The sequence below is a fragment of the Acinetobacter sp. genome (assembly GCF_049284435.1).
Classification (GTDB): domain Bacteria; phylum Pseudomonadota; class Gammaproteobacteria; order Pseudomonadales; family Moraxellaceae; genus Acinetobacter.
In genome coordinates this window covers 1-24,633 of the sequence record NZ_JBAPXX010000068.1, presented here as the reverse complement: position 1 = coordinate 24,633, position 24,633 = coordinate 1, and the positions used below count along the sequence as shown (strand labels likewise).

Sequence of the window (24,633 nt, the reverse complement as noted above, 5' to 3'; positions counted from 1 at the left end):
CAATATTGGCAGGACTTTCGATTTTACTGAACACTCTTCAACTGCTCTCGGAATATTCAATAGATGAACTGAATGAAATCGCAACAATTGCATTAAGTACCTAAAGATGTGTAGATACCTATGCCTTTCAGGAGGGGTTAGGGGAGGTAAATATTCTAAAAAATTTAAAAATTATTCCGGCATATTCAGCCAGTGCGGCCCTAAGGGGAATTCCGGTAATTCAAACTGCGCCGGATAGTCAGCATGAATAAAATACAAACCATCTGCTGGCGCAGTTACGCCTGCGGCTTTACGATCTTCGGCAGCGAAAATAGTATCAATATGATCGGCAGCATACATGCCCTGACCAATCTCCAGTAAACAGCCCATGATATTGCGCACCATATGGTGCAGAAAGCCATCGGCCTGAATATCCAATACCAGATATTGACCATGCTGGATCAGGCGGCAATGGCTGACATGACGGATAGGTTGATTGGACTGACAAGCTGCAGCGCGGAAACTTTCAAAGTTATGCGTGCCTTCAAACTTTTTCGCGGCGTATATCATCTGTTCAACATCAAGCGGTGCATAGACATGGGTGACCTGTTTATGCAGCAATGCCGGGCGGACAGGGTGGTTATAGACCACGTAGCGGTAGCGGCGCGCCTGTGCCTTAAAACGGGCATGGAAGCTGTGATCCATTTCTTTGATCCACTGGATCGAGATATCTTTCGGGAGTTGGCTATTGCAGCCCATTAGCCAGCCACGTTCAGAACGCAGGGCATCGGTATCAAAATGTGCCACCATATTGGTCGCATGTACCCCGGCATCCGTGCGGCCGGCACCATGCAAGAGGATCGGTTGATCGGCAACTTTGCTCAGAACCTTCTCAATGGTTTCCTGTACGCTTGCAACTCCCGGCTGTTGAGTCTGCCATCCTCGATAATGCATCCCACAAAACTCAATTCCCACCGCAAAACGCTGCATAATGACCTCAAAACCTTATTGATCGTACCAATGACGATGCCATTGCTCTACAGTGTCGTATTGTAAATACATTTTCAGGGCTTTTGCATACAGATCCGCATGTCCATAACTTTCATTCAGCAAAATTTTGCAGTGATTCACCCATTCGGCAATGGCATAGCGCTGATCCGTCGCACCAAAAGGCACTTGGGTGGTCAAGACGCAAATACAGCACTGCTCATAGAGTTGATCAATGAGTGCAATCATGGCGTCATTGACCGCCAGGTTGCCAGTACCAAAACCTTGCAGAAATAAAAAATGTGGTGGTCGAGCCAATAGATTGTTCAAGTTATTCAACTGCTGGGTAAGATCAATCGGCTGCATCATAATGCTCATGCAGTTAAATCCAGCCGCTTTCGCAATATCTTCAGCTTCGATCTGATAACACGCTTGACTGGTTTGGATTGCAATATTGGCCTCAAGACCTGAAAAGGCATTTAACTCGGTAGTATGCTGTTTCAGTGCAGTTTGCGCATGTAGCAGCTGATGATGGAATGCCAGATAGACCCCGGCGCTACATTCGCTGACGGAATCTAGTGCAAATTTCAGGTTATCCAGGGCATCGCTAAATTCACGCTGTTCATTGTCTTGAGCATTCAGCAGCGGATATTGGCTACCGGTCAGCGCCACATGTGCAGAGTTTCCAATAAAATGTGCCAGTACTGTACTGGCATAACTCAGCGTATCTGTACCGTGAATAATCACAAAATGCTGGATCTGCCGCGATTGCAATTGCTGAATAAACTGCACCAGTTGCAACCAGTCGGTTGCTGTACAGGCACTACTGTCCTTAATGGTGGGTGCATGATGGCATTCAACAAAATACTGCTCTGCAAGCAGTTGTTCGAGTTTTGGAATAAATAAATCAGCAGGCATCGGTGCAAGAGGGTCTCCCACACAGCCGAATGTGCCGCCCATATAAATTAATGCAATATTTTTTATCATAAAAAAAGCAGCCAATTATTGACTGCTTTAGTGTAAATCGAAATACATCAAGATGCGATTTGATTCAGTAATTGCTCGGCGCGTTGTTGTTGCTCAGGAATATATTCAGCTTCTCGCTCGGCAATGATTTCACGGGCAGCGGCATAGGCACCGAGTTGAATATATTGCTGGGCAAGGTCCAGGTTAAGACTTGCTTCATTAATGTCCAGTAATTCCGGGAAAGATTGCGCCAGCGGATCATGTTGATTGATCGCTGTCTGAGCTGGCGTAGCAGGAAGATCGAAATTCATCGCTGTCGCAGCAGGTGCTTCTGGCGTGGTTTCTAAATGATCTAATTTAAAATCTATGTCTGATAGATTGGTTTGTGTAGCCGGCTCTGCCACAGGTGCTGCAGCTGTCAAACTGGACAGATCAAACTCAGTCGCTGGCACCGCAGTTTTTTCAGCTGCTGGTACAGATGTGTCAAGTGAGAATGAAAAATCTAGAGGCTTGATTTCCTCAGTCACCGTTGGCGCTGTTTCTACTTGAGCAGATTGTTCCAAATCCAGTTTAAAGTCTAAGACAGGTGCCGTTTCTGTTACTGCTGTAGTTTGAATATCTGTAGATGTACTCTGAAATTCAAAATCTACAGAAGGAGCAGGAGCCTCTTCAGCTTTTGGTGTTTCTACTGGGGTAGTCTTTGGTTCAAAATTAAATTCAAGTGGCTGAATATCTGCTACAGGTTCTACAGCGGCAGCAGCCGATTTACTTGGTTGAAAGTCCTGCTGTAATTGTTCAAATGCCAGTTCATTTGAAGGAGCCGGTGCAACCAGATCGGCAAAGGCATCTGAAGTTGAAGCAGCTTCCTGCGCAGAAGAAGTTTTAGGCTGGGCACTTGGAAAATCAATGGTATCTTGTACAGCAGATGAAGATTGTTCAAATTCACGCTGTTTTGCTTCAGCTTGTGCCAGAATCTCATCTAAATGCAAAGAACGGATATGGTTAAGCAGCTGTGAAATCGCAAACTCATCTTTTTGTAAGATATGAATATCCAATAACAACAGATAGAGCTCATGTTGAGAGTTATCCCGATTCAGTGCCTGGTTAATCTGTGCTTCGGCCGCAAAAAAATTACGTTCCTGAATCAGGCCTTCAATTTTCTTGCGTGTGTCTGCTGATAATGGCGTTGCTGATTTTTTTGTGACCCCGACTGGCTCCACCACTGTGGTTCTTTGTGGGGCAGCTTTTGAAGCAGAGCCAGGTTTTTTCGCTTTTACCGTTTTAGTTTTTGCTTTATCTGATTCTTGAGCATCTTGTCGTTTTTTAAAGACAATTAATACGATGATCAATATCACTAATGGAATCACATAAATCAGCATGTTTTACCCCTTGGGGATAGAGTAGTTTAAGTTCGCCTATCCCAATAAATCGTCATGTGTAACTTTTTAATTAATTGGCTTCTTATCTGCTTGTTGGGCTTTGAGCTGTTGTTGTAGCTGGGCCAGACGCGCATTTAATAACTGAATTCTGTGATCCTTCTGATTGAGTGCCAATTCTAATTCAGTTACGTTTCTCTGTAATTTAACGGTTTTTTCTCGGCCTGTCATAACTTTTAATGACAATTCCTTTGATGTTTGATTGCGTTCTGTGTTCTGGTTTGCAGAAACTTGCCCGGAATCGCGCTGGTTCTCAGCCACTAGGCTCATTTCTGCCTGATTCAGGCGGTATTTGGTCTTGCCAGCAGGCTTAGACGGTAGCTCGGTCTGCTTTGCTACAGTGACTTTAATGGGCGCAGGTGCAGTATGAATCGTATTTAAGTTCAATGCAGCACCCTTGCGTAGACGATTGGCATTTCCTCCGATAAAGGCATGCTCATTGTCTTTTTTGATTTGCTGCATGACTTCACTGACCGGGCGCTGCTGCTGTTCGGCAATTCGTGATGCAATCCCCCACAGTGACTCATTGGATTGAACTACATAAGTAGGTTGAGTCTGATTCGGAGTTGCTTTGACTGGTTGAGCTTTTGCAGTCACTGGAGCCGGAGTTTTCACCGGATTGGCTGATCCAGTTGATTTTCTGGCTTGCTCCTCAGCAAATTTCTTCACCAATGGATCACTGGAGGCGGTTTGATGATCAGAACGGGACTCTACAGCTTCCTGCACATCTGCTTTATTTGGTGCTAATGCGCTTTGATTTGTTGGCATCGTACTAGCCGGTTTGTTTGTAGTCGAAGCTGCTGCAGGAGTCGGCGATGCAAGAGTTTCTTGTGAGGTCTTTACTGAATCTGAAAGTGTCGCTGTAGTTTTAACTGGGGCTTTAGTATCGGGTGCAGTTACAGCCTCGTTTTTAAGTACAGGCGCGATCGCTTGAGCCTGAATCGCTGGACTTGATGTCATTACAGCTGGCGCAAATGTAGTTTTAGGAATGGAAATGTTCGATAATTTAGGTGGTGCTGTGCGTTGCAATGCCAACGGCTTTTCTAGAGCCGCTGGTTTATTTAAGGCTGTGGAAGCTGCTGTACTGTAATGGCTACTTAGGGGTAAGTTGAGTGCAATATCTTTTTCACTGATGACAACAACTGGTGCAAGTGGGCGTTCATTCTGTTTGAGACTGGCTTTTAATAAATCGGTTTTAGCTTGTAAGGGCGTACGGATATGTTGCAGACGTGCGGCATTGCCTTCCTTGATTTTGACAATAATATTCAGCTCGCGCTCTGTCATTGGCCGTGAAGAGGTAATGGTAATGACTCCGGTGCCGTTATTGCTGCGCCGGGTAAAAAAGTTCAAATGACCGGGTGGTTGATGAAATGCTCCCATCGAGATTAAATCTTCAGGTGAAGCCAGACTGACTTCAATCGGCAAATTGATATCAGACTGCCGAAAGGTCATTTCTGCATAGAGTAATTCCCCAGGGGCAGACTGAATCTGAACCGGATCTACATTAATCGCATAAATGTTTTGTGAAGTGACAATGGCTAAAATGGCAAGCTTTAATTTGTTATATACAGTCATCTTAATCGTGAGCTCAGTCATTATCGCATAGCGAAAATTATAGATTAACGGGATGTTTGTTTTTTGTAAAATACTTACGCAATAGTTACATAAAAAAGCCGATCAATAAAGATCGGCTTTTGGCTTTATATCCAAAGGATATTAGGCATTTTTATAATCAATCAGAATACGCAGCATACGGCGTAACGGCTCGGCAGCACCCCAAAGTAACTGGTCACCTACAGTGAACGCACCCAGATATTCTTTACCCATGTTCAGCTTGCGCAGGCGGCCTACTGGAACGGTCAAAGTACCTGTTACAGCAACAGGCGTCAGATCTGTCATGGATGCTTCACGAGTATTTGGAACCACTTTAGACCAGTCATTGGCACGTGCAATGATGTCTTCGATTTCATCCAAAGGTACATCTTTTTTCAATTTCAGGGTTAGTGCCTGAGAGTGACAACGCATGGCACCAATACGCACGCAGTGACCATCAATTGGCACGATCTGCTGGTTGCCCAGAATCTTGTTGGTTTCAACCTGACCTTTCCATTCTTCTTTCGACTGGCCGCTTTCCAGTTGCTTGTCGATATAAGGAATCAATGAACCAGCCAAAGGAACGCCAAAGTTTGCAGACGGGAAGCCTTCACCACGTTGTAATTCAGCAATTCTAGAGTCTATATCCAGAATTGGAGAACGCGGATCATCTAGCAACTCTTTGGTATTGTTATATAAATAACCCATACCATTGATCAGTTCACGCATGTTTTGCGCGCCAGCACCAGAAGCGGCCTGATACGTCATTGACGTTGCCCATTCCACCAGATTGTTCTGGAACAGACCGCCCAAGCCCATCAGCATCAAGGAAACTGTACAGTTGCCGCCGACAAAAGTCTTGGTGCCTTTGACCAGACCATCTTTGATCACGTGCATGTTGACCGGATCAAGTACGATGATGGCTTCATCATCCATACGTAAGGTCGATGCTGCATCAATCCAGTAACCATTCCAGCCTTCAGCTTTCAGTTTCGGGAAAACTTCAGAGGTATAGTCGCCACCTTGACAGGTAATAATGACATCCATTTGCTTCAGACTGTTAATGTCTGAAGCATCCATAAGTGCTGGGGCAGTCTTACCGCCAAATGCCGGCGCTTCACCGCCTGCATTACTGGTAGAGAAATAGAATGGCTCAAAATGAGCAAAATCATTCTCTTCAACCATACGTTGCATAAGGACGGAACCGACCATCCCGCGCCAACCGACCAGACCTACTTTCATGTCACTTTGCCTCGGTGCGTTAAAAAATCAAAAGGGATTCGAGTGTACCAAAAAGGGACTCAACTGCAAGAGCTACACAATCAAAACATCAATATTCTTGAGCGAAATATCTGCTTTATGATACATACAAAATTGATAACGTCATTTTTCTTTTAGAAAAAATAATAACTTAATTAAGAGCGCAGTTTATGATATGGGTTATCCAAATTCTGGCAATCATTGTCATTTGGTTAAGTTTTTGGTCACTGATACCACGCGATGAATGGTGGATTCGGGGTGCGGATTTTCCACGCTTACAAATTCTGGTATTAGGCTTTATCGCCTTTGTGCTGTTCTTGGTTCTGGAGCATCCCTGGAACTGGTTGAATCAGCTACTTTTTATAGGGCTGATGGCGGCTTTGGCCTATCAGCTGAAAATGGTATTGCCCTATACCTTTGTCTGGAAAAAACAGGTCAAGCAAGTCAAGCAGGATCAAATAGATCCGCAGCGGCAAATCTCATTGATGGTCTGCAATGTTCTGACCACCAATAGTAAGTATCATTTACTAATCGAGCAGATCCAGATTCATCAGCCAGATCTGGTTTTAACTCTGGAAACCGATCAAAACTGGCAAAATGCACTCTCACTGATTGAAGCTGATTATCCTTATCGCGTGCCTGTGCCTTTGGATAATCTGTATGGCATGCATCTTTATAGCAAGCTTGAACTCAGTGAAACCGAGGTTAAATTTATTCTGAGTGATGAAATTCCCTCAATTCATACCACGGTGATCTTACGCTCAGGACAACCGGTACAGCTCTACTGTCTGCATCCCAAACCACCCAGTCCGACCGAGGCCAAGGATTCCACCTTACGTGATGCTGAACTGCTGATTGTCGGTGATCAGATTAAAGATCTGGATGAAAGCTGTATCGTGATGGGCGATCTGAATGACGTGGCCTGGTCACGTACCACACGCCTGTTTCAACGTATTAGTGGGCTGCTGGATCCGCGGGTAGGGCGTCATTATGTGAATACTTTTCACGCAGATTATCCTTTTTTTCGCTGGTCACTGGATCACGTCTTTCACAGTACCGATTTTGCCTTGGTACACATGGAACGTTTACCGCATGTAGGTTCTGACCATTTTCCGGTCTTTCTGGTTTTACAAACCGGTCGGGTATTCGAACATATTCAGGAAGAATTAGAACAAACTGATGAAGATGAGCAGGAAGCACAAAAAGCCATAGAGGAAGGCATTCAGAAAGCAGAGAAAGAGGAAAAAATAGTCACTGATGAAGTTGCTCTGGCATATAAAGAAGGGGGCAAAATCTCTTAGCTTTTTAGAAGAAAAGTGTACGATATTGCTTACAGCAGTTTCCGCTTCTTGCGAATGGGCAGGGATTAGTAATCTGGGTATTCTAGGTTTATCAGCACAGGGAGTCGAGAAAGGATATTCTCATAAGGAAGACGAAGCTGAATGAAAACATCATGGATATGATGCTGAAAGGGAAATCACAAAAAAGCAGAACGAATTATAATATGTGAAAGCACAACCTCATTAACCCGAGTTTTACAGGATGTAGAGCTCGGGTTAAATTATTTCAAGTGATTATTTTTCTAATTTATTGATAATTAAAATGAATTTTTTAGTTTAATTCTATATGTTGAGAACGCAGAATTGAAGTTGTCATTGCCAGTAATGATTTAGTCAATCAATCGGAAGTACTTCAGCTCTATCGTATGAATCAATGATCTACCGCTGAAAAAACACAACTTTTACTCCAATCTTTACAACATTTGCATCGTCTGATCATGCAAAACATGCTGCAATATTATTCAGGATTTCATCAGCAGGCGACAGGCTTTTATCAAGCCTTAGGCTTCACGCGTGCGGGAGAAACGGAAGCCATGTGGATTTGTCAGGGAACGAGTCATTAACATGATTTTAAGCTAGAGCTCTTCAAATCCCGTAATCAAATAGATTTAGTAAATTGATTTATAACCTTCAGGACGTGTTTTAAAACGACGGTGGAACCACATATATTGGGTGGGTGCAATGCGGAGCTGCTGTTCAATAATCAGGTTCACGCGAGTGGCATCTTCAACTTCATTATCACTTGGGAAATTCTCGAGTGCCGGTTCAATCAGTACATGGTAGCGTGGATTTTTGATATCGCCATGACGATAGAAATATAATGGAATCGCAGCCGCTTTGGTCATTTTCAGTAAACGCCGGTGCGCGGTCACAGTTGCCGCTGGCACGCCAAAGAAAGGTGCCATCACGCCTTGTTTTAAACCATAATCCTGATCCGGACTGTACCAAATTGCATGGCCATTTTTCAGGTTGCGTACCAGACCGCGCATATCATCATGATCAATCTGATGGGCATAAATCGTAGCGCGACAACGGTAAATCACCATGTCCAGAAGCGGGTTATTCTGCGGGCGATAAACCACGTCCGGATCAAAATATTGTGCACACAGATAACCGCCAGCATCCAGCAAGGTCGAATGCGTGCCTAATAACAGCATGCCTTGGCCTGCAGCTTGCGCTTGCTGAATATATTCCAGTCCTTCAATACTGACACGACCCTGAAACCATTTGGGACTGTACCAGGCATTTAGCGTCTCAAACACACCCAGCATTTGATCGATAAACACCTGACAGGCATTGTCCTGTACCTGCTCTTTAGACCATTCAGGAAAACAGACTTCCAGATTGCGAAGTGTCGTTTCACGACGTGATTTTAGGTATTTAAAAGAAAGCTGGCCTAGCAGGGACGCCAGACGATGCTGAATGGCCCAAGGTAAGATCGCCAGAATCATCAGGAAAATAATGCCCAGCCATTTGCCCCAGTATTGAGGTAACAGGAATGACCATTGAAATTCACCGGGTTGATATGCAGGCTGAGTACTCATAAAACAATATAGGGCCAAAAGATTAAGTGCAGTCTAACAGAGAAGATTATTGAAATAAAAAAGCATCTGTATGAATACAGATGCTTGAGTAAAAGCTCGGGGAGTATTTAGCCGTTGCTTAGGTTGTCCAGCTCTTCCCAGCGCTCTAATTTTTCCAGTAACAGCTCATCAATTTCGGATAAACGGTTAGACAGTTTCAGTGCTTTATCAGAATCAGTCACAAATAAAGAGCCATCAGCCAGTTGTGCATTGATCTCGGCCTGCTCTTTTTCCAGCGCTTCCATCTCAGCTGGAAGTTGCTCGAGTGCACGTTGGTCTTTATAACTGAGTTTAACTTTTTTGGCAGCGACCGGCGCAGTCTCGGCTTCTGCTTTGGCCATGGCTTTTTTCACGGCACTTTTTTGGTCAACCACGGTTTGATCCGGACGCTGTTCAAGATAATCCTGATAACCGCCGACATATTCGTCAATATTGCCCTTACCATCAAAGACCCAAGTTGATGTCACCACGTTGTCCATAAAGGCACGGTCATGCGAGATCAACAGCAGGGTGCCTTTGTAGCCACCAAGCATTTCTTCCAGTAACTCTAAAGTCACCATATCCAGATCATTGGTTGGCTCATCCATCACAATCAGATTCGATGGCTTGAGTAACAGTTTCGCCAGCAGGATACGGTTGCGTTCACCACCGGATAAAGCTTTGACTGGTGTACGGGCACGTTCTGGTGAAAACAGGAAATCTTGTAAATAGCTATAGATATGACGGCGGTTGCCATTCACATCCACATGGTCAGAACCTTCTGACACGTTATCTTTGACTGATTTTTCCAGATCCAGTGCATTACGGAGTTGGTCAAAATAGGCCACTTCAAGTTGCGTACCGGTTTTCACCGTACCGCCATGTTCTAGCTCGCCCAGAATGGCTTTAATGAGTGTAGTTTTACCGACACCGTTATCACCGACCAGACCGATACGATCGCCGCGTAATACCAGTGCAGAGAAATTATTGATGATCGGTGGATTGTCACCGAATTTCACACTCAGGTTCTCGATTTCAAACACCAGTTTGCCGGAACGGTTGGCATCCTGAGTCGCCATCGTCACTTTACCTTGTTGCGAACGACGTGCTCTAGATTCTTCACGCAATGCTTTCAGGGCACGGACACGGCCTTCGTTGCGGGTACGACGGGCTTTAATCCCTTGACGGATCCAGACTTCTTCTTCAGCCAGCTTTTTATCGAAGAGCGCATTTTGCTTTTCTTCAGCTTCCATTTGCTGGGCTTTCAGGTCTAGATAACGTGAATAGTTACCTTCATAACTGCGCAGTTGACCGCGATCCAGTTCAACAATACGGGTGGCAATGCTATCGACAAAGGCACGGTCATGAGAAATGAACAACAAGGTCAAATTGTTTTGATCGAGCAGGAATTTTTCCAGCCATTCGATACTTTCAACGTCTAAATGGTTAGTCGGTTCGTCTAGTAACAGCACATCGGGTTGGGTAAGTAAAGCACGTGCCAGTAGTACACGACGCTTACGACCACCGGACAAATCGGCAAGATCTGCATCCGGGTCCAGGCCCATTTTGCTTAAAATCGAATTGACTTTGGTTTCCAGCGCCCAGCCATCCAGCTGATCCATTTTGTGTTGCAGATTCCCCATACGATCACAGGCGTCCATGTCACCTAGTACACAGGCTTCACTGGCAGCATGATAAGCACGCAACACTTCCGACGCTTCACCGGCACCATCTGCCACGATATCAGCCACTTTGCCTGAATCCATCGGTACATCTTGCGCCAGCATTGAAATAGTAATACCGTTTTGTAATGAAACTTCGCCGTTGTCAGGCAGTAAACTTCCTTCAATCAGCTTAAGTAAGGTAGACTTACCCTCACCATTACGGCCAATCAAACACACTCGTTCGCCGCGTTCCAAGTTAAAATTCGCGCCGTCGAGCAGGGCGGGTCCACCAAACGCAAGTTGGACATCCCTAAGGGTAATATAGGCCATAATGTTTCCTGAAATCCCCAATGAGGACTTTAAATGACTAAACAACAAAATCTAAATGATCAGGCGTCATTTTCCGCACCCATTGAAGATTTGCAAGTGCGAATTGCATTTTTAGACGATTTAGTTGAACAGTTGAATGATCAGGTGGCTAAACAGACCCTGGAAATTGCTGACCTGAAAAAGCAAATGACGCTGTTATATCAACGTGTTGAGTCCTCAGATATGTCTGAAGGGATTGCAGAATTTGATCCGGTTGCAGACCGACCACCACATTATTAATTTGCAACCAATGATTTAATCAATAACCCTTAGCTGATCTAAGGGTTTTTATTGAAAAATAAAGATAAGCCAATTTATAAGACTCAAAAATGGAAATATTTTTGTTTTGAATTGGCTTTTAAATTGCATTAAACATGCATATAAAAGTAATAAAGCGCAGCGCGATCATCAAGCGCAAAAGAAATTTTCCTGTTGAAAACTCACATTTGCGTTTGCAAACAGATTTCTTGCAGGCATTTCATAAAATGCGGTTAGGCGGCCCTGCCGAAACAGGCCTGCACCCATTCAGTCGTAAAATTATTTGACCTTTCACTCACTTCCTACTCTAATACGGGCTCTCAGGTACATTCCGGAATTGCGTCCCATGCACCCAAAAGTTGTTCTCCTTGACCTCGAAAATAATTTTCCAACAGCCAAGTTAATGCGTGAGATTGTGGCGCATTACTCGACTTTATATCTGTTTAGCTGTGCCGGGAAATTTGAATTCTCCTTAGAGGATTTAACCGAGCTTGCCGGCTGGATTAGCAGTGGTCAGGTGGTGGTGCTGGACACGCCTAAATCGCCACAAAAAGAATATGAATATGCGGTAATTGTCGGTCAGCTTATGGCGCTATTGGAGCCGGAAACCGAGGTTGAATTGATCTCGGCGATGGACAGTTGCGAGATGTTGCAGCAGATGCTGCAAGCTTCTGATATTCCGTGTCACCTGATTCAGATTCAGCCTGATGAGACAAACATTCTAACAGATCAACCTAAAAATCATCTTCCCAGTCTGGACGCCATCAAGAACAAACCCGCTTTGCAGCTGGTGAAAAAATACTGTGATGCGTTAGAGAAAATGAGTGGCAAACCGAATACGGTGGAAACCCTAAAAAACTCAGTGGCGAATATTCTGCAAGTGATGCCGGTAAAAGCTCAGCATGTGGTCGGCATGTTGATTAACCTGAAAATAGTCAAACGCTATGATGAGCAAATCAGCTTCCGCAAAAAAGTCCTGAAACAATGGCTGCAACTCAATCTGGATGAACAAAGCCCGGTTGAAAATCCAAAACTGGATCAGGTTATTTCCCCGTTAAAAGTAGAAGAAACGGCCACCGAAACACTGCAATCTCCGATCCAGTCAGCCCAGCAAGACCTGTTCAAGAACTTCGGTCGGATCGATCCGGTGCAACTGGAAGTGGCGCGTAAACTGCGTGAATTGCAGGGCGATAAACCCAAAGATATTTATGAGCTGCGTGATTTACTGGAACAGTTATTTCCAAAATCGGACATTCGCTTGCTGCTTAAGGAACTGATCGAGAAAGGTTATATTTACTGGAATGGTCACGAAATTTTATATAGTCATGAAATGTTCCTGAATTAATTTTATCGTGCAAACTTGCGTTTTATATTCTGCTTATGCAACTCTAATAATAGAACATAAAGGTTGAACTATGGAAAACACTGGAATCTGGGTGACGGTGGTCATCATCATTTTCGTCATAGGGTCGATTTTCGGGTTGCGTGTAAGTCCCCGGGAAAAAGCTCTGGGCTTGATGCGTGACAAAGCCCGTAAAATGGGTTTGCATCCACGTCTGGTGGTGGCACCGGACTGGACCAAAATCCCGAAGGCCACTGAAAGTCGTGCCAGTATGGTGGCGTACTACAGTGTGCTGATGCCAGATGCGCGTTTGCCCTTGATGCGCGCCCGTGTTGTCGATAATAAACTCGAAATCGTGCAGGGTGATGAGAAATTTAAAGATTTTCCCATTGCATTAAAAGGCATTTATGCTATTGATATGCAGGCCAACTGTGTCGGCATGTATTGGGATGAAGAAGCTGATTTAAGAGCGACCCAACTCGACGACATCAAAGCACTGTTACACGCTTTGGCTGAACTTTAATTTAGAAATAAACAGGATTAACGGTTAATTATGGCGAACGCTCCTCGGTCCACATCAAAAAGCAGCACAGCGAAGTCTCCCGACGCTGGAAGCAAGCGTGCCCTAGTGATTGTGGAGTCGCCTGCAAAAGCGAAAACAATCAATAAGTACCTTGGTCCGAACTACATCGTAAAGTCATCGGTGGGTCATGTGCGTGACTTGCCGACTGGCGGTTCTGCAAAATCGACAGAGAAAAAACCGGCGACACGTACCAAACTGACGGATGCAGAAAAAGCTGAAAAATCACAGAATGCGTTGATTAACCGCATGGGTGTCGATCCGGAACATGACTGGAAAGCCAAATACGAAGTCCTTCCTGGCAAAGAACATGTGGTTGCCGAACTGAAAAAACTGGCATCGCAAGTCGACGAAGTCTATCTGGCAACGGATATGGATAGGGAAGGAGAAGCGATTGCCTGGCATTTAAAAGAAGTCATCGGCGGTGATGATTCGCGTTATCAGCGTGTGGTCTTTAACGAAATTACCAAAAACGCGATTCAGGATGCCTTTAAGCATCCATCACGTCTGGATACCAATAAAGTCAATGCGCAGCAGGCACGCCGTTTCCTGGATCGTGTCGTGGGTTTTATGATTTCGCCATTGCTATGGGAAAAGATTGCCCGTGGTCTGTCGGCCGGCCGTGTACAGTCGGTTGCGGTGAAGCTGGTGGTCGAGCGTGAACGTGAAATTCGTGCTTTCATTCCTGAAGAATACTGGCAGGTGTTTGCCGATACCAAATCGAAAAAAGATGATATTCGTCTCGAAGCGGTCAAGCAAAATGGCAAAACGCTCAAGCTGCGCAACAAAGACGAAACTGATGCCTTATTAAACCTGATCAAAGATGCGGATTATACGGTTTCTGCACGTGAAGATAAGCCAACCAAGGTTAATCCAAGTGCACCCTATATCACGTCAACGCTACAACAGGCAGCCAGTACCCGTCTCGGTTTTTCTGTGAAGAAAACCATGATGCTGGCGCAGCGCCTGTATGAAGCCGGTTTCATTACCTATATGCGTACCGACTCGACATTCTTGAGTGATGATGCAGTGAGTATGGTGCGTGGGCATATCGAATCTGAATTTGGCGAGAAGTATTTGCCTGCCAAGCCGAACCGTTATGGCAATAAAGCGGGTGCACAAGAAGCGCATGAGGCAATTCGTCCATCCATGGTTGGCTTAAAAGGTGACAGTCTGGTGGGTGTTGAGCGTGATGCACAGCGCCTCTATGACTTGATCTGGCGCCAGTTTGTTGCCTGTCAGATGACTCCGGCAGAATACCTGTCTTCTACCATTTTAGTGGATGCCAGTGGCGTGGAACTGAAAGCCAAAGGCCGTACCTTGGTCTTTGACGGTTTTACCCGCGTGCGTGGTGCTAATAAAGCCGATGACGATATTTTATTGCCTGCGGTCAAAGTCGGTGAAGTCCTTAAACTTGAGAAACTTGATCCATCTCAACATTTCACTAAACCACCAGCACGTTTTACCGAAGCCTCACTGGTCAAAGAACTTGAGAAAAAAGGCATTGGCCGTCCATCGACCTATGCTGCGATTATCTCGACCATTCAGGATCGTGGTTATGTGAAACTGGACAACCGTCGTCTCTATGCCGAGAAGATGGGTGAGATCGTCACTGATCGTCTCGATGAAAACTTTAGCAACCTGATGAACTATGCTTTTACCGCAGATCTGGAAGGTCAGCTGGATAAAGTGGCAGATGGTGAGCGTAACTGGAAAGAGTTATTAGATAGCTTCTATGGCGATTTTAAGCAGCGTTTGACCACGGCACAGGGTGAGAACGGTATGCGCCGTAATCAGCCTGTAGAAGTGGATGCGGTACACTGTAAAGAATGTGACCGTCCGATGCAGATCCGTACCGGAACCACAGGCGTATTCTTGGGTTGTTCAGGCTATAACCTGCCGCCGAAAGAGCGTTGTAAGGGAACTTTGAATCTGACACCAGTTGAGTCCCTGGCTGCATTGTCTGATGATGAGGCCGCGGAAACCGCTGACCTGATGTCGAAGAAGCGTTGTCCAATCTGTGAAACTGCTATGGACAGCTATGTCATTGATGGCGGTCGTAAACTGCATATCTGTGGTAATAACCCGGACTGTAGTGGTTTTGAACTTGAAGAAGGTGAGTTTAAAATTAAAGGCTATGATGGCCCAAGCATTCCATGCGACAAGTGTGATGGTGAAATGCAGTTAAAAACCGGGCGTTTTGGACCATATTTTGCCTGTACCAGTTGTGACAATACCCGTAAAGTCTTAAAGAGCGGTCAGCCTGCGCCTCCACGTGTGGATCCGATCAAGATGGAACATTTACGTTCTGCCAAGCATGACGATTTCTTCGTACTGCGTGATGGTGCAGCCGGTTTATTCCTGGCGGCGAGCAAGTTCCCAAAAGTGCGTGAAACCCGTGCACCGAAAGTGGCCGAGATTCGTTCTGTTGCTGATCAGCTTGATCCAAAGTATCAGTTTATCTTGCAGGCTCCAGATGTAGACCCGGAAGGTAATCCGACTCTGGTGAAATTTAGTCGTAAGAACCAGTCACAATATATTGGTTCGGAAACTGCAGAAGGCAAGCAAACCAAATGGTCTCTGGTTTATCAGGACGGAAAATGGGTTGAAGCCTAAACTCTAAGATTCAAAAAAATGCTGACGAAAGTCGGCATTTTTTATGTCAGAATCATTTATACAAAAAATTAAAAATAATATTTTGGGGTGAATGTGGATATTCAGACAAAAAAGTTCGCTGTATTAATCGATGCGGATAATTCTTCTATCAACGCGATTTCATCAGTGTTGGAAGAAGTTGCGAAATATGGAATTGCCAGTGTCAAACGTGTATATGGGGACTGGAGCAGCGAAACTTTAAAGAAATGGCGAGATGTACTCCTTCCTCATGCCATCACTCCGGTACAACAATTCGCTTATACCAAGGGTAAAGATGCGACGGATATGATCCTGATCATTGATGCTATGGATTTACTTTATGCAGGTGCATTAGATGGATTTTGTATCGTATCCAGCGATAGCGATTTCACACCGTTAGCTTCCCGTATTCGTGAAAATGGTCTAATTGTGTATGGCTTTGGTAAAAAAGCTACGCCTGAAGCATTTAAGAAAGCCTGTGACAAGTTCATTTATATCGAAAACTTACTTGTAGATAGTGAAATTAAAAATAATGAAGATGGTGAAGAAACAGGATCAATAGATAAAAAAGTTTCGGAGATTATCAAGACTAATGGACAAAAAACCGTATCTGTGCAAAAGGAAATTCAGTTACCTGAAGGGATGGATCGAGCTACGCTTAATTTAATTTATAAAGCTGTAAAAGATAATGCCGATGATAATGGATGGGCGAATTTAGGGATGGTCGGGCAGTATATCAGTGCAGTAAAGCCTGATTTCGACTCTCGTAATTATGGTAGAGCTAAACTGTCAGGATTAATAAAAACTTTAAATTTATTTGAAACAAAAATAGAAATGAGTCAGATGTATTTAAGAAAAATGAAAAAACAGAGTGTGTAATCGTTATGTGGAAAAAGATTCGAATTCTGATTTTATTAATCATCTTATTGATTGTCGCAGTCAATGCCTATCGGGATCAAAACCAGAACTGGTCAAAGCCGATTATTGTTTTGCTGCATCCGATTAATGCTGATGGATTACCGACCACACAGCAATACATCCAGCAACTGTCTAGTCAGGACTTGAATGGAGCACCGGAATATCTGGAAAAAGCAGCTCAGCAGTATCGCGGACAGCCGACTTATTTTTATTTTAATTTAGGCCGTGAGCTTCAAGTTCTACCACCCAAAGTCCCTGAGCAAGCCTCACTCATCAATACAGTTTTGTGGAGTTTAAAATTCCGGTTCTATGCCTGGAAACAGCAACAGAGTTCAGATCCTTCAGCCAATGTGACTTTATTTTTAAATTACTATGACCCTATGCAGACCAAGCAATTGAAACATTCAACTGCCTTGCAAAAAGGCCGGATTGGTTCGGTGAATTTATTTGCATCCAAGCAACAGACTGAACAGAATAAAATTGTCTTGGTCCATGAATTACTGCATGCCTTTGGCGCCTCGGATAAATATGATTTAGCGACAGGCCAACCGATTTATCCGCTGGGTTATGCATTTCCAGATCAGCAACCCTTATTTCCGCAGGCCAAGGCGGAGCTGATGGCAGGATATATTCCGGTGTCTCAAACTACCAGTAAAATGCCAGAATCTTTAAATCAAACCTTGATTAATGAGATAACTGCAATTGAACTGGATTGGAAATAAAGACTTGTGGATACTGCTGGATTTATCCACAATTTAGACTTCATTTATGGATAAAAGATCACACCATGCTGCTCACCTTTGTACTTGCTTCTGACTCGTTTAAAGAAAGCATGTCTGCTGTACAGGCTTGTCAGGCAATGCAAAGCGGTATTCAGAACGTCATTCCGGATGCCCGCATCATTCATGTGCCAATGGCCGATGGTGGTGAAGGAACGGTCGATGCACTGATTTCAGGCTTAAGTGGACAGCAGATTTCATGTGAAGTAACAGGGCCATTATCTGAGCAACGTATTCAGACCTATTGGGGGTTAATTAATGCAGGCCAAACCGCGGTGATTGAAATGGCCAAGGCCAATGGTATGCATTTACTGGAACCTGATCAGCGTAATCCGATGTTGACCTCCACCTATGGTACAGGAGAGATGATCAAACAGGCACTGGATTTAGGGGTGACTAAAATCATTATCGGTTTAGGTGGCAGTGTCACCAATGATGCGGGTGCGGGCATGGCGCAAGCACTGGGTGTGCGGTTTCTAAATCATGCGGGAGAGTCAATTCAGGTCTGTGGTGGAAACTTAGATCAGGTCAAATCAATGGATTTATCTGGACTGGATCCACGTTTAGCAGATACTGAAATACTGATTGCATCGGATGTCAATAATCCGCTGTGTGGACCAAATGGTGCATCGATAATCTTTGGACCACAGAAAGGGGCAACGCCTGAAATGGTCAAGCAGCTGGATCAAAACCTTGGTCATTTCGCCGATGTAGTCGCTGGGCAGATTGGCCGTGATCATCGTCATGTTGCAGGTGCGGGTGCTGCCGGTGGACTGGGTTTTGGTTTAATGGCATTCACTGCGGCTTCTATTCGTTCCGGGGTGGAACTGATGATTGAACAGGTTCAACTGGGTGAAAAAATAGCGCAAGCAGATTATATCCTAACGGGTGAAGGTAAAATTGATAGTCAAACATCTTTGGGCAAAACCCCTTTTGGGGTGGCACAGCTCGCCAAGCAATTTAATAAACCGGTAATTGCTTTTGCGGGTCTAGTCGGTGAAGGAATTGAGGATTTGTTTGAGTCAGGATTTAGCCAGATTATCGGTATTAATCCACCAGATTACCCTTTAGAAGAAGCCTTAAAAAATGCAGAAATGAACTTGGAGAAAGCTGTCACTGAGATAGTCAAAAATCTTTTGACAGAGTGAAAGTATTTCTCTCTCCTGCAATCCAGCACGCCCTGTCATCAGGTAATATTAAATCAAGAAATAAAATTGGAGACAGTTTCAGGGCAACTGAAAAGCCATAATTCTGGAAGCGATCTGTTAAACTACATACATCCACCAAATGATGAGTGAAAATGAGTTTAGCCAACCTGATTGACGAATTAAATCCCCAACAAAAGCAAGCAGCGACCACAGAAGCAAAACACAGTTTGGTGCTGGCCGGGGCAGGTTGTGGCAAAACCAAAACCATCGTAGCACGTGCAGCTTACTTGATTGAGCAGGGCGTGCCTGCCAACCAGATTCAGATTCTGACCTTTACCCGCCGTGCGGCCAGTGAAATTGTGGCACGTGTCGAACTGGCACTCGGCGAGCAAGTCAAAGGACTTCGGGCCTCGACCTTTCATACCTTTTGTATGTATCTGCTACGCCGTATTCCGAAAGCCTTTGGCCTGGAACAATTTTCAATTATTGATCGTGATGACCAGCTGATGATGTTCCGCCTGATTCGCGGTCGTGATGACAAGAAAAATCCCAATCATCTGCCCAAGCCTCAGGAGCTATGTGACCTGTATTCTTTTGCACGGAATACCCGGCAAAAGCTGAGTCTGGCACTGGAAAAACAGATGCCGGAATATCTGGCTCTCAAAGACCAGATTGCCGAGATTATGAAAGAGTACGAAGCACGTAAGCAGGCGCGCAGCTTTCTGGACTATGACGATATTCTGGCGGTAGTGGCGACAGCACTGGCTCAGTCCGAAGGCCTGGTCGATTATGTGGCTTCGATCTGCCGGCATATGCTGGTCGATGAAATGCAGGATACCAATCCATTGCAATGGGCTTTGCTGGAACCACTCAAAGATCGGATCAGCCTGTTCTGTGTTGGTGATGATGCGCAGTCGATTTATGGCTTCCGTGGTGCAGACTTTGAAAATATTCATCATTTCAAAGAACGTGTTCCAGATGCGCAGATTTTTAAATTAGAAAAAAACTATCGCTCGACCCAGGAAATTCTGGATCTGTCCAACTGGCTGCTGGATCAAAGTGAAATCAAATATGACAAACGTCTGGAATCTTATCGCGGAGAAGGTGTAAAGCCGCGTATGCATATTTTCCCGAATGAGTTTGATGAAGCTAAATGGATTGCGATTGATATTAAAGAACGCCATTATCTGCAAGGCAGCAAATGGGGCGAGCATATGGTCCTGGTTCGTTCCAGCTTTGCCGCACGGCATATTGAAGCGGCCTGTATCGCGGCCAATGTGCCGTATCGCTTTATTGGTGGCATGAAGCTGCTGGAAACGGCGCATGTGAAAGATTTGCTCAGCATGCTGCGCGTGGTGGCCAATCCATTGGATGATATCGCCTGGATGCGTTTCTTAACCCTGTGGAATGGTGTGGGTGATGTGGGTGCCAGCAAGCTGTCACAGCAGCTATTGGCTGAACCGGAAATGGAAGCGATTGCAGATAAGCTGGAAAAATTTGGCAAGATACCGCTAGAAACCATTCTGATCATGCAGCAGATGAATGTGCTCAAAGGCGAAGTGCAAGCCTGTGTCAGTCTTGCGATTCAGGCGATTGAATCTCAGTTGGCGGAAAACTATAAAAAGGACTGGCCACGTCGCCAGAGTGATTTTGAACTGGTCAAACAGCTGGCCTCCAAGCATTCGCAGCTGAGTGAATTTTTAGAGGAATATGTACTGGATCCGGTGTCAATCTCGGAAATTGAACGCCAGTCGGATCATGATGTAGTGACCTTAATCACCATTCACTCGGCCAAAGGCACCGAGCAAAATGTATGTTATGTAGCCAATGTCACACCGGGAAATTACCCGCATGCGCGTGCTCAAGGCGACTTTGATGATGTCGAAGAAGAACGTCGTGTGCTGTATGTGGCGCTAACCCGGGCAAAAAATGAATTAATTCTGACCAAACAGAATCTGAATCATTGGGCGCGGGAAACGGTCGATGAACAGGGACGTAAAGTCGAAAGTTATTTCCTGAATGATCTCACCCGGCATTTATGTACCACGGAAACCCATTACAAGACCCGGCAGCAAACGGTAAAAAGTGCCTTGATTGAACACAAGTCGATTAATTTAGATTTTGGGATTGATCTCGATTAAACTATGGCAAAGTTGTTTCATGCAAAAAGTAGAGTAGGCGCGTGCTTTTTGATATTTTTTGCCTATCTTCTTAAGGTTGTAAGATGAAAATTTTAGTTCGTAATTTAGAACGTACGGTCACAGAAGCCGAATTGCTGAAACTGTTCCAGGAATATGGCACAGTGGAGACCTGTACTTTGGTGCTTGATGCAGCAACAGGCAAATCAAAAGGTTTTGCTTTTGTAGAAATGCCACATGGCCGTGAAGCAGTCAAAGCCATTAAAGGCTTGAACACTTTACGCCTGCACGGACATGGGATCCGCGTGAAAGCCGCAGAAGATAAGCCTCAGGCTTAAACTCAAAAAAGGAGCACTTGATAGGCTCCTTTTTTATGGTCGAAATTTAGTATCGCCGTACTTAATCAGTGAGCTCAATGCTCTGAATTTCAGTGCTGGATTGATTCAGTCTAAACATCTTTTGATTGCGAAATGCAGGCGAACCTTTTACTTTATAAAAGCCAAAATTTGTTTTAACCCTTAGGAAATCTCGATGACCCGTGTTGCTCGCTATCATGCGGACCGTACCAATCAAAAACTGTATTTCGCCCGTCTATCCTGCCAGCAAGCAGAGCAAACCGAACATGTACAACAGGCTCAGGCACAACGTGAAGCAACTGTGTTTCATTTGCATGGTGCTTTGTTAGCATTTTTACAGGAACTGGTGCGTTACTATCGCCTGAATGATCCTCATCCGACCTTAAAATCGATCGAAGAACTGATGGCGGCCAAAGGCCAAATTTCGCCAGAAGTGGCGGTGCTGCAACATTTGTCCAAGAGCGATTTCATTGCTGAAATGAAACGTGCTTACCGTCTGTGCCAGTATGCGCCCGAACCGAGTGCACCACAGCCTGAAGACGAAACTTCTTCAAATCTCATCATTAAAGTCACACAGACACCACAAGCGTGGTTACCTGATACTGCTATATTGAGAGAGTGGCATCGTGACCTGACGCAATTAATTGATGGTTTTCGTAATGAGATGATTGAATTTTAATCGGATCGCCTATACTTGAAATTGCAATTTTTAACCCTATATCAATTACTCTAATGATGCAAAGTGCACCCGGCGCTTTGCCACCATGTTGAACATGGAGGATATATGTCTATAGAACAGTTGAAAGATTTATTTGGTAATCAAGACGCGATTTTAGAACTCGTTCAACTTGAAGGTGGCGCGTTGGCTCTACGCAATGCAGGCTCACATAAACAGCCTTTGGTCATGATTCAGTTTAATGATGAGGTGAAAGCTCTACTTGGAGAGCAGACTCCTGTGATTGCGCAACAGATGATTCAGGCAGCACTCTATGGTTTGCTGGAACAGCAGGTCAATGAATGGCAGGCTGAAGTTCTGGATGAAGAACCAAAGTATATGAGTTAATCGTTGAAATTTATTTAGAAAGCACACTCTCGGTGTGCTTTTTGAGTTTTATAGGTTATTAAATTGGGCAGATTTTAAGTACCACAAAAATGTTGATATAAAAATGAAGATAAAGAAATCAGTATTTTAAAATTTGGGTCATGAGCAGACTGGACACAGTGTGATAATTGAACTTTTGCTCAGAGATATATCGATGTCCATAAAAAAGTTGCCAGATCCGGCAACTTTTTTTATTCAGTGTTTATTCAAAGAAAAACTTTAATGAGAAGGTGTATGTTGATGCGCGATCTCGATCTGGTTCAAAATATGATTGCTCATATTCTTCGCCATTTCTTCTTTGGCATAATAAACCGCACCGACATTATCCCGACGAATGGCTTCAGCTTCTTCCTTGCTTTCTGCACAGACCAGTACCTGAATTTGTGGATTCAAGGTCTTGGCAATGTCGACAATTTTATGAATATCGATGATATCCATAGGGGAGATGACCAGTAAGCGCGCATGTTGAATATGTGCTTGAATCAGTACTCCAGCTTCAGTGGCTACACCAGACACCGCAGCAATGCCTTTCTCACGTAGGTTTTCGACGATGTCGCGGTTTTCTTCGGCAATCACCACCTTGATGTTTTCTTCCATCAATGAACGGGTAATGCGACGCCCAACCTCACCATGGCCAATAATGACCACCTGATCGCGCAGGTAATCCTGTGAGACTTCATCGGGTAACATCGCCAGCGGGTCACCACTGCGTTCCAGTAAGCGGGCAAGAATCGAGCGTTCCCGAATCCATTTCTGTACCGGTTCAATCGCGGAAAAGATAAAGGAGTTAAGCGTAATCGAAATCAAGGCACCTGCCAGAATCAGGTTTTGACCTTCCAGCGAAAGCAGGTTGAGCGAAACACCGAGTGCAGCCAAAATAAAGGAGAACTCACCAATCTGTGCCAGCGAAGCACCGACGGTCAAGGCGGTATTGATCGGATAACGGAAGAACAGCACCAGTGCCATCGCAGCAATAGTTTTACCAATCATGATAATCCCGACCACGGCCAGTACATGTAGAGGCTGTTCCAGTAAAATGCGCGGATCAAACAGCATGCCGACGGAAACAAAGAATAAAATCGAGAAAATCTCACGCAGTGGCAAGGTTTCTTCTTCAGCACGATGACTGAAATCAGATTCTTTCACCACCATCCCGGCAAAGAAAGCACCCAGCGCCATAGAAACGCCAAAGACCTTATAGGCACCAAAGGCAATCGAGACGGCAGCTGCCACTACGGTTAAGGTGAACAGCTCACGTGAACCGAGACGTGCCACCACCCGTATGATCATTGGAATCAATCGCTTACCAATAATCAGCATGAAAGCAATAAAGCCTGCGACTTTGAGCAGGGTGATACCTAAGGTAAGCCAGATATTCTCATTGCTTGCACCTTCCAGCGCTTGCCCACCTAAAAGCACCGCAGTGGCAGGTAACAGTACCAGCGCCAAGACCATGACCAGATCTTCGACCAGCAACCAGCCAACAGCAATTCGGCCATTGATCGAATCGAGCAGGCCACGATCACCAAGCGCTTTGAGTAGAACCACGGTACTGGCACAGGACAGGCTTAGGCCGAAGACCAGCGCTGAACCAAAGCTCCAGCCCCACAGCATCGAAACTCCGACCCCGAGCAAGGTAGCAACTGCAATCTGTAAAATCGCACCAGGCAGGGCAATCCGGCGTACCTGCATCAGATCGTTCAGGGAAAAATGCATCCCGACGCCAAACATCAGGAACATGACGCCAAGTTCTGCCAGCTGGTTGGCCAGATGAATATCACCGACTACACCGGGCGTGTGGGGACTAATCAGAATGCCGGCAATTAAGTAACCGATCAAAGGGGGAAGACGTAGCCGTGCAGCGAGATAGCCAAAGACCAAAGCTAAGCCAAAACCAACAGCCAGTAATATAATGAGCTCTACGTCATGTGGCACTAAATACTCCTTTAGCTAGGTTTGCTGGGAAATAAGCACAAAAAGTGCCAAAATATGCAGAAAGTTTATCAAGCCGGATAAAAAAAGTGCAAAAAAAAACGACCCGCAAAGGTCGTTTTTTTAAAGAAACTAAAATTATTTGATTTTAGCTTCTTTGAAGATTACGTGTTGACGGATTTTTGGATCAAATTTTTTGATTTCCATTTTTTCCGGCATAGTACGTTTGTTCTTAGTCGTGGTATAGAAATAACCTGTACCAGCTGAAGAAACTAAGCGAATTTTATCAC

Annotated in this window: 21 protein-coding genes; 12 read left to right on the top strand and 9 right to left on the bottom strand. The window is 44.8% G+C overall.

Annotation, left to right across the window (positions count from 1 at the left end; translation table 11 throughout):
- Positions 1–171: 171 nt before the first annotated feature.
- From truA to asd, 5 genes are all read right to left on the bottom strand, one after another.
- Positions 172–969, bottom strand: coding sequence for a tRNA pseudouridine(38-40) synthase TruA (truA, locus tag WAK81_RS05830; RefSeq protein ID WP_422196070.1), 798 nt, complete (start codon positions 967–969; stop codon positions 172–174).
- 15 nt (positions 970–984) lie between these two features.
- Positions 985–1,953, bottom strand: coding sequence for an asparaginase domain-containing protein (locus WAK81_RS05825; protein ID WP_422196069.1), 969 nt, complete (start codon positions 1,951–1,953; stop codon positions 985–987).
- A 47-nt stretch (positions 1,954–2,000) separates the two neighbouring features.
- The gene (locus tag WAK81_RS05820; RefSeq protein ID WP_422196068.1) at positions 2,001–3,311 is read right to left on the bottom strand and encodes a fimbrial protein FimV; all 1,311 of its coding nucleotides are present in this window, start codon (positions 3,309–3,311) and stop codon (positions 2,001–2,003) included.
- Between the two features lie 66 nt (positions 3,312–3,377).
- Positions 3,378–4,964, bottom strand: coding sequence for a hypothetical protein (locus tag WAK81_RS05815; protein WP_422196067.1), 1,587 nt, complete (start codon positions 4,962–4,964; stop codon positions 3,378–3,380).
- A gap of 120 nt (positions 4,965–5,084) precedes the next feature.
- Entirely contained in the window at positions 5,085–6,203 is a 1,119-nt protein-coding gene (asd, locus tag WAK81_RS05810) for an aspartate-semialdehyde dehydrogenase (protein WP_044111848.1), read from the bottom strand.
- 188 nt (positions 6,204–6,391) lie between these two features.
- On the opposite strand from asd, the gene WAK81_RS05805 reads away from it, so the two are divergent.
- Positions 6,392–7,522: an endonuclease/exonuclease/phosphatase family protein gene (locus tag WAK81_RS05805; protein ID WP_422196066.1), complete on the top strand. Its 1,131-nt coding sequence runs from the start codon at positions 6,392–6,394 to the stop codon at positions 7,520–7,522.
- 647 nt (positions 7,523–8,169) lie between these two features.
- On the opposite strand, the gene WAK81_RS05800 is transcribed toward WAK81_RS05805, so the two are convergent.
- Together WAK81_RS05800 and WAK81_RS05795 are read right to left on the bottom strand one after the other, a co-directional pair.
- The gene (locus WAK81_RS05800) at positions 8,170–9,105 is read right to left on the bottom strand and encodes a lauroyl acyltransferase (RefSeq protein ID WP_422196065.1); all 936 of its coding nucleotides are present in this window, start codon (positions 9,103–9,105) and stop codon (positions 8,170–8,172) included.
- Positions 9,106–9,212: 107 nt separating this feature from the next.
- Positions 9,213–11,117: an ATP-binding cassette domain-containing protein gene (locus tag WAK81_RS05795; RefSeq protein WP_422196064.1), complete on the bottom strand. Its 1,905-nt coding sequence runs from the start codon at positions 11,115–11,117 to the stop codon at positions 9,213–9,215.
- Between the two features lie 33 nt (positions 11,118–11,150).
- Between WAK81_RS05795 and WAK81_RS05790 the strand changes: the two genes are divergently transcribed.
- The 11 genes from WAK81_RS05790 to WAK81_RS05740 all read left to right on the top strand — a co-directional run bounded on the left by WAK81_RS05790 (position 11,151) and on the right by WAK81_RS05740 (position 22,372).
- Positions 11,151–11,396, top strand: a complete 246-nt coding sequence (locus WAK81_RS05790; protein WP_422196063.1) for a SlyX family protein — start codon at positions 11,151–11,153, stop codon at positions 11,394–11,396.
- A gap of 364 nt (positions 11,397–11,760) precedes the next feature.
- Positions 11,761–12,759, top strand: a complete 999-nt coding sequence (locus WAK81_RS05785; protein ID WP_422196062.1) for a hypothetical protein — start codon at positions 11,761–11,763, stop codon at positions 12,757–12,759.
- Between the two features lie 70 nt (positions 12,760–12,829).
- On the top strand, positions 12,830–13,279 hold the full coding sequence (locus tag WAK81_RS05780; RefSeq protein WP_004647398.1) for a hypothetical protein: 450 nt from the start codon (positions 12,830–12,832) through the stop codon (positions 13,277–13,279).
- A 30-nt stretch (positions 13,280–13,309) separates the two neighbouring features.
- Positions 13,310–15,952: a type I DNA topoisomerase gene (topA, locus tag WAK81_RS05775; protein ID WP_422196061.1), complete on the top strand. Its 2,643-nt coding sequence runs from the start codon at positions 13,310–13,312 to the stop codon at positions 15,950–15,952.
- A 93-nt stretch (positions 15,953–16,045) separates the two neighbouring features.
- Positions 16,046–16,849 (top strand): NYN domain-containing protein, encoded by an 804-nt coding sequence (locus WAK81_RS05770; RefSeq protein ID WP_422196060.1) that lies wholly within the window; start codon positions 16,046–16,048, stop codon positions 16,847–16,849.
- A 5-nt stretch (positions 16,850–16,854) separates the two neighbouring features.
- Positions 16,855–17,610: a hypothetical protein gene (locus tag WAK81_RS05765; RefSeq protein ID WP_422196059.1), complete on the top strand. Its 756-nt coding sequence runs from the start codon at positions 16,855–16,857 to the stop codon at positions 17,608–17,610.
- Positions 17,611–17,675: 65 nt separating this feature from the next.
- Positions 17,676–18,815 carry a glycerate kinase gene (locus tag WAK81_RS05760; RefSeq protein WP_422196058.1) on the top strand — a complete coding sequence of 380 codons (1,140 nt, stop codon included), beginning with the start codon at positions 17,676–17,678 and terminating at the stop codon, positions 18,813–18,815.
- A gap of 152 nt (positions 18,816–18,967) precedes the next feature.
- Positions 18,968–20,956, top strand: a complete 1,989-nt coding sequence (locus WAK81_RS05755; protein ID WP_422196057.1) for an ATP-dependent helicase — start codon at positions 18,968–18,970, stop codon at positions 20,954–20,956.
- An 83-nt stretch (positions 20,957–21,039) separates the two neighbouring features.
- The gene (locus WAK81_RS05750) at positions 21,040–21,291 is read left to right on the top strand and encodes an RNA recognition motif domain-containing protein (RefSeq protein ID WP_004729489.1); all 252 of its coding nucleotides are present in this window, start codon (positions 21,040–21,042) and stop codon (positions 21,289–21,291) included.
- A 193-nt stretch (positions 21,292–21,484) separates the two neighbouring features.
- Positions 21,485–21,988 (top strand): DUF6586 family protein, encoded by a 504-nt coding sequence (locus WAK81_RS05745; RefSeq protein WP_422196056.1) that lies wholly within the window; start codon positions 21,485–21,487, stop codon positions 21,986–21,988.
- 105 nt (positions 21,989–22,093) lie between these two features.
- On the top strand, positions 22,094–22,372 hold the full coding sequence (locus WAK81_RS05740) for a hypothetical protein (protein WP_422196055.1): 279 nt from the start codon (positions 22,094–22,096) through the stop codon (positions 22,370–22,372).
- A 258-nt stretch (positions 22,373–22,630) separates the two neighbouring features.
- Here the strand turns inward: WAK81_RS05740 and WAK81_RS05735 are convergent, their stop codons facing one another.
- Together WAK81_RS05735 and rpmG are read right to left on the bottom strand one after the other, a co-directional pair.
- Positions 22,631–24,346: a cation:proton antiporter gene (locus WAK81_RS05735; RefSeq protein ID WP_422196054.1), complete on the bottom strand. Its 1,716-nt coding sequence runs from the start codon at positions 24,344–24,346 to the stop codon at positions 22,631–22,633.
- A gap of 135 nt (positions 24,347–24,481) precedes the next feature.
- On the bottom strand, positions 24,482–24,633 hold a 152-nt coding region (rpmG, locus tag WAK81_RS05730), incomplete at its 5' end, for a 50S ribosomal protein L33 (protein ID WP_422196071.1).

Bases quoted from the DNA above. Each gene is read 5' to 3' on its own strand.
- truA (WP_422196070.1), bottom strand. From the start codon at position 969: ATGCAGCGTTTTGCGGTGGGAATTGAGTTTTGTGGGATGCATTATCGA.
- WAK81_RS05825 (WP_422196069.1), bottom strand. From the start codon at position 1,953: ATGATAAAAAATATTGCATTAATTTATATGGGCGGCACATTCGGCTGT.
- WAK81_RS05820 (WP_422196068.1), bottom strand. From the start codon at position 3,311: ATGCTGATTTATGTGATTCCATTAGTGATATTGATCATCGTATTAATT.
- WAK81_RS05815 (WP_422196067.1), bottom strand. From the start codon at position 4,964: ATGACTGAGCTCACGATTAAGATGACTGTATATAACAAATTAAAGCTT.
- asd (WP_044111848.1), bottom strand. From the start codon at position 6,203: ATGAAAGTAGGTCTGGTCGGTTGGCGCGGGATGGTCGGTTCCGTCCTT.
- WAK81_RS05805 (WP_422196066.1), top strand. From the start codon at position 6,392: ATGATATGGGTTATCCAAATTCTGGCAATCATTGTCATTTGGTTAAGT.
- WAK81_RS05800 (WP_422196065.1), bottom strand. From the start codon at position 9,105: ATGAGTACTCAGCCTGCATATCAACCCGGTGAATTTCAATGGTCATTC.
- WAK81_RS05795 (WP_422196064.1), bottom strand. From the start codon at position 11,117: ATGGCCTATATTACCCTTAGGGATGTCCAACTTGCGTTTGGTGGACCC.
- WAK81_RS05790 (WP_422196063.1), top strand. From the start codon at position 11,151: ATGACTAAACAACAAAATCTAAATGATCAGGCGTCATTTTCCGCACCC.
- WAK81_RS05785 (WP_422196062.1), top strand. From the start codon at position 11,761: ATGCACCCAAAAGTTGTTCTCCTTGACCTCGAAAATAATTTTCCAACA.
- WAK81_RS05780 (WP_004647398.1), top strand. From the start codon at position 12,830: ATGGAAAACACTGGAATCTGGGTGACGGTGGTCATCATCATTTTCGTC.
- topA (WP_422196061.1), top strand. From the start codon at position 13,310: ATGGCGAACGCTCCTCGGTCCACATCAAAAAGCAGCACAGCGAAGTCT.
- WAK81_RS05765 (WP_422196059.1), top strand. From the start codon at position 16,855: ATGTGGAAAAAGATTCGAATTCTGATTTTATTAATCATCTTATTGATT.
- WAK81_RS05760 (WP_422196058.1), top strand. From the start codon at position 17,676: ATGCTGCTCACCTTTGTACTTGCTTCTGACTCGTTTAAAGAAAGCATG.
- WAK81_RS05755 (WP_422196057.1), top strand. From the start codon at position 18,968: ATGAGTTTAGCCAACCTGATTGACGAATTAAATCCCCAACAAAAGCAA.
- WAK81_RS05750 (WP_004729489.1), top strand. From the start codon at position 21,040: ATGAAAATTTTAGTTCGTAATTTAGAACGTACGGTCACAGAAGCCGAA.
- WAK81_RS05745 (WP_422196056.1), top strand. From the start codon at position 21,485: ATGACCCGTGTTGCTCGCTATCATGCGGACCGTACCAATCAAAAACTG.
- WAK81_RS05740 (WP_422196055.1), top strand. From the start codon at position 22,094: ATGTCTATAGAACAGTTGAAAGATTTATTTGGTAATCAAGACGCGATT.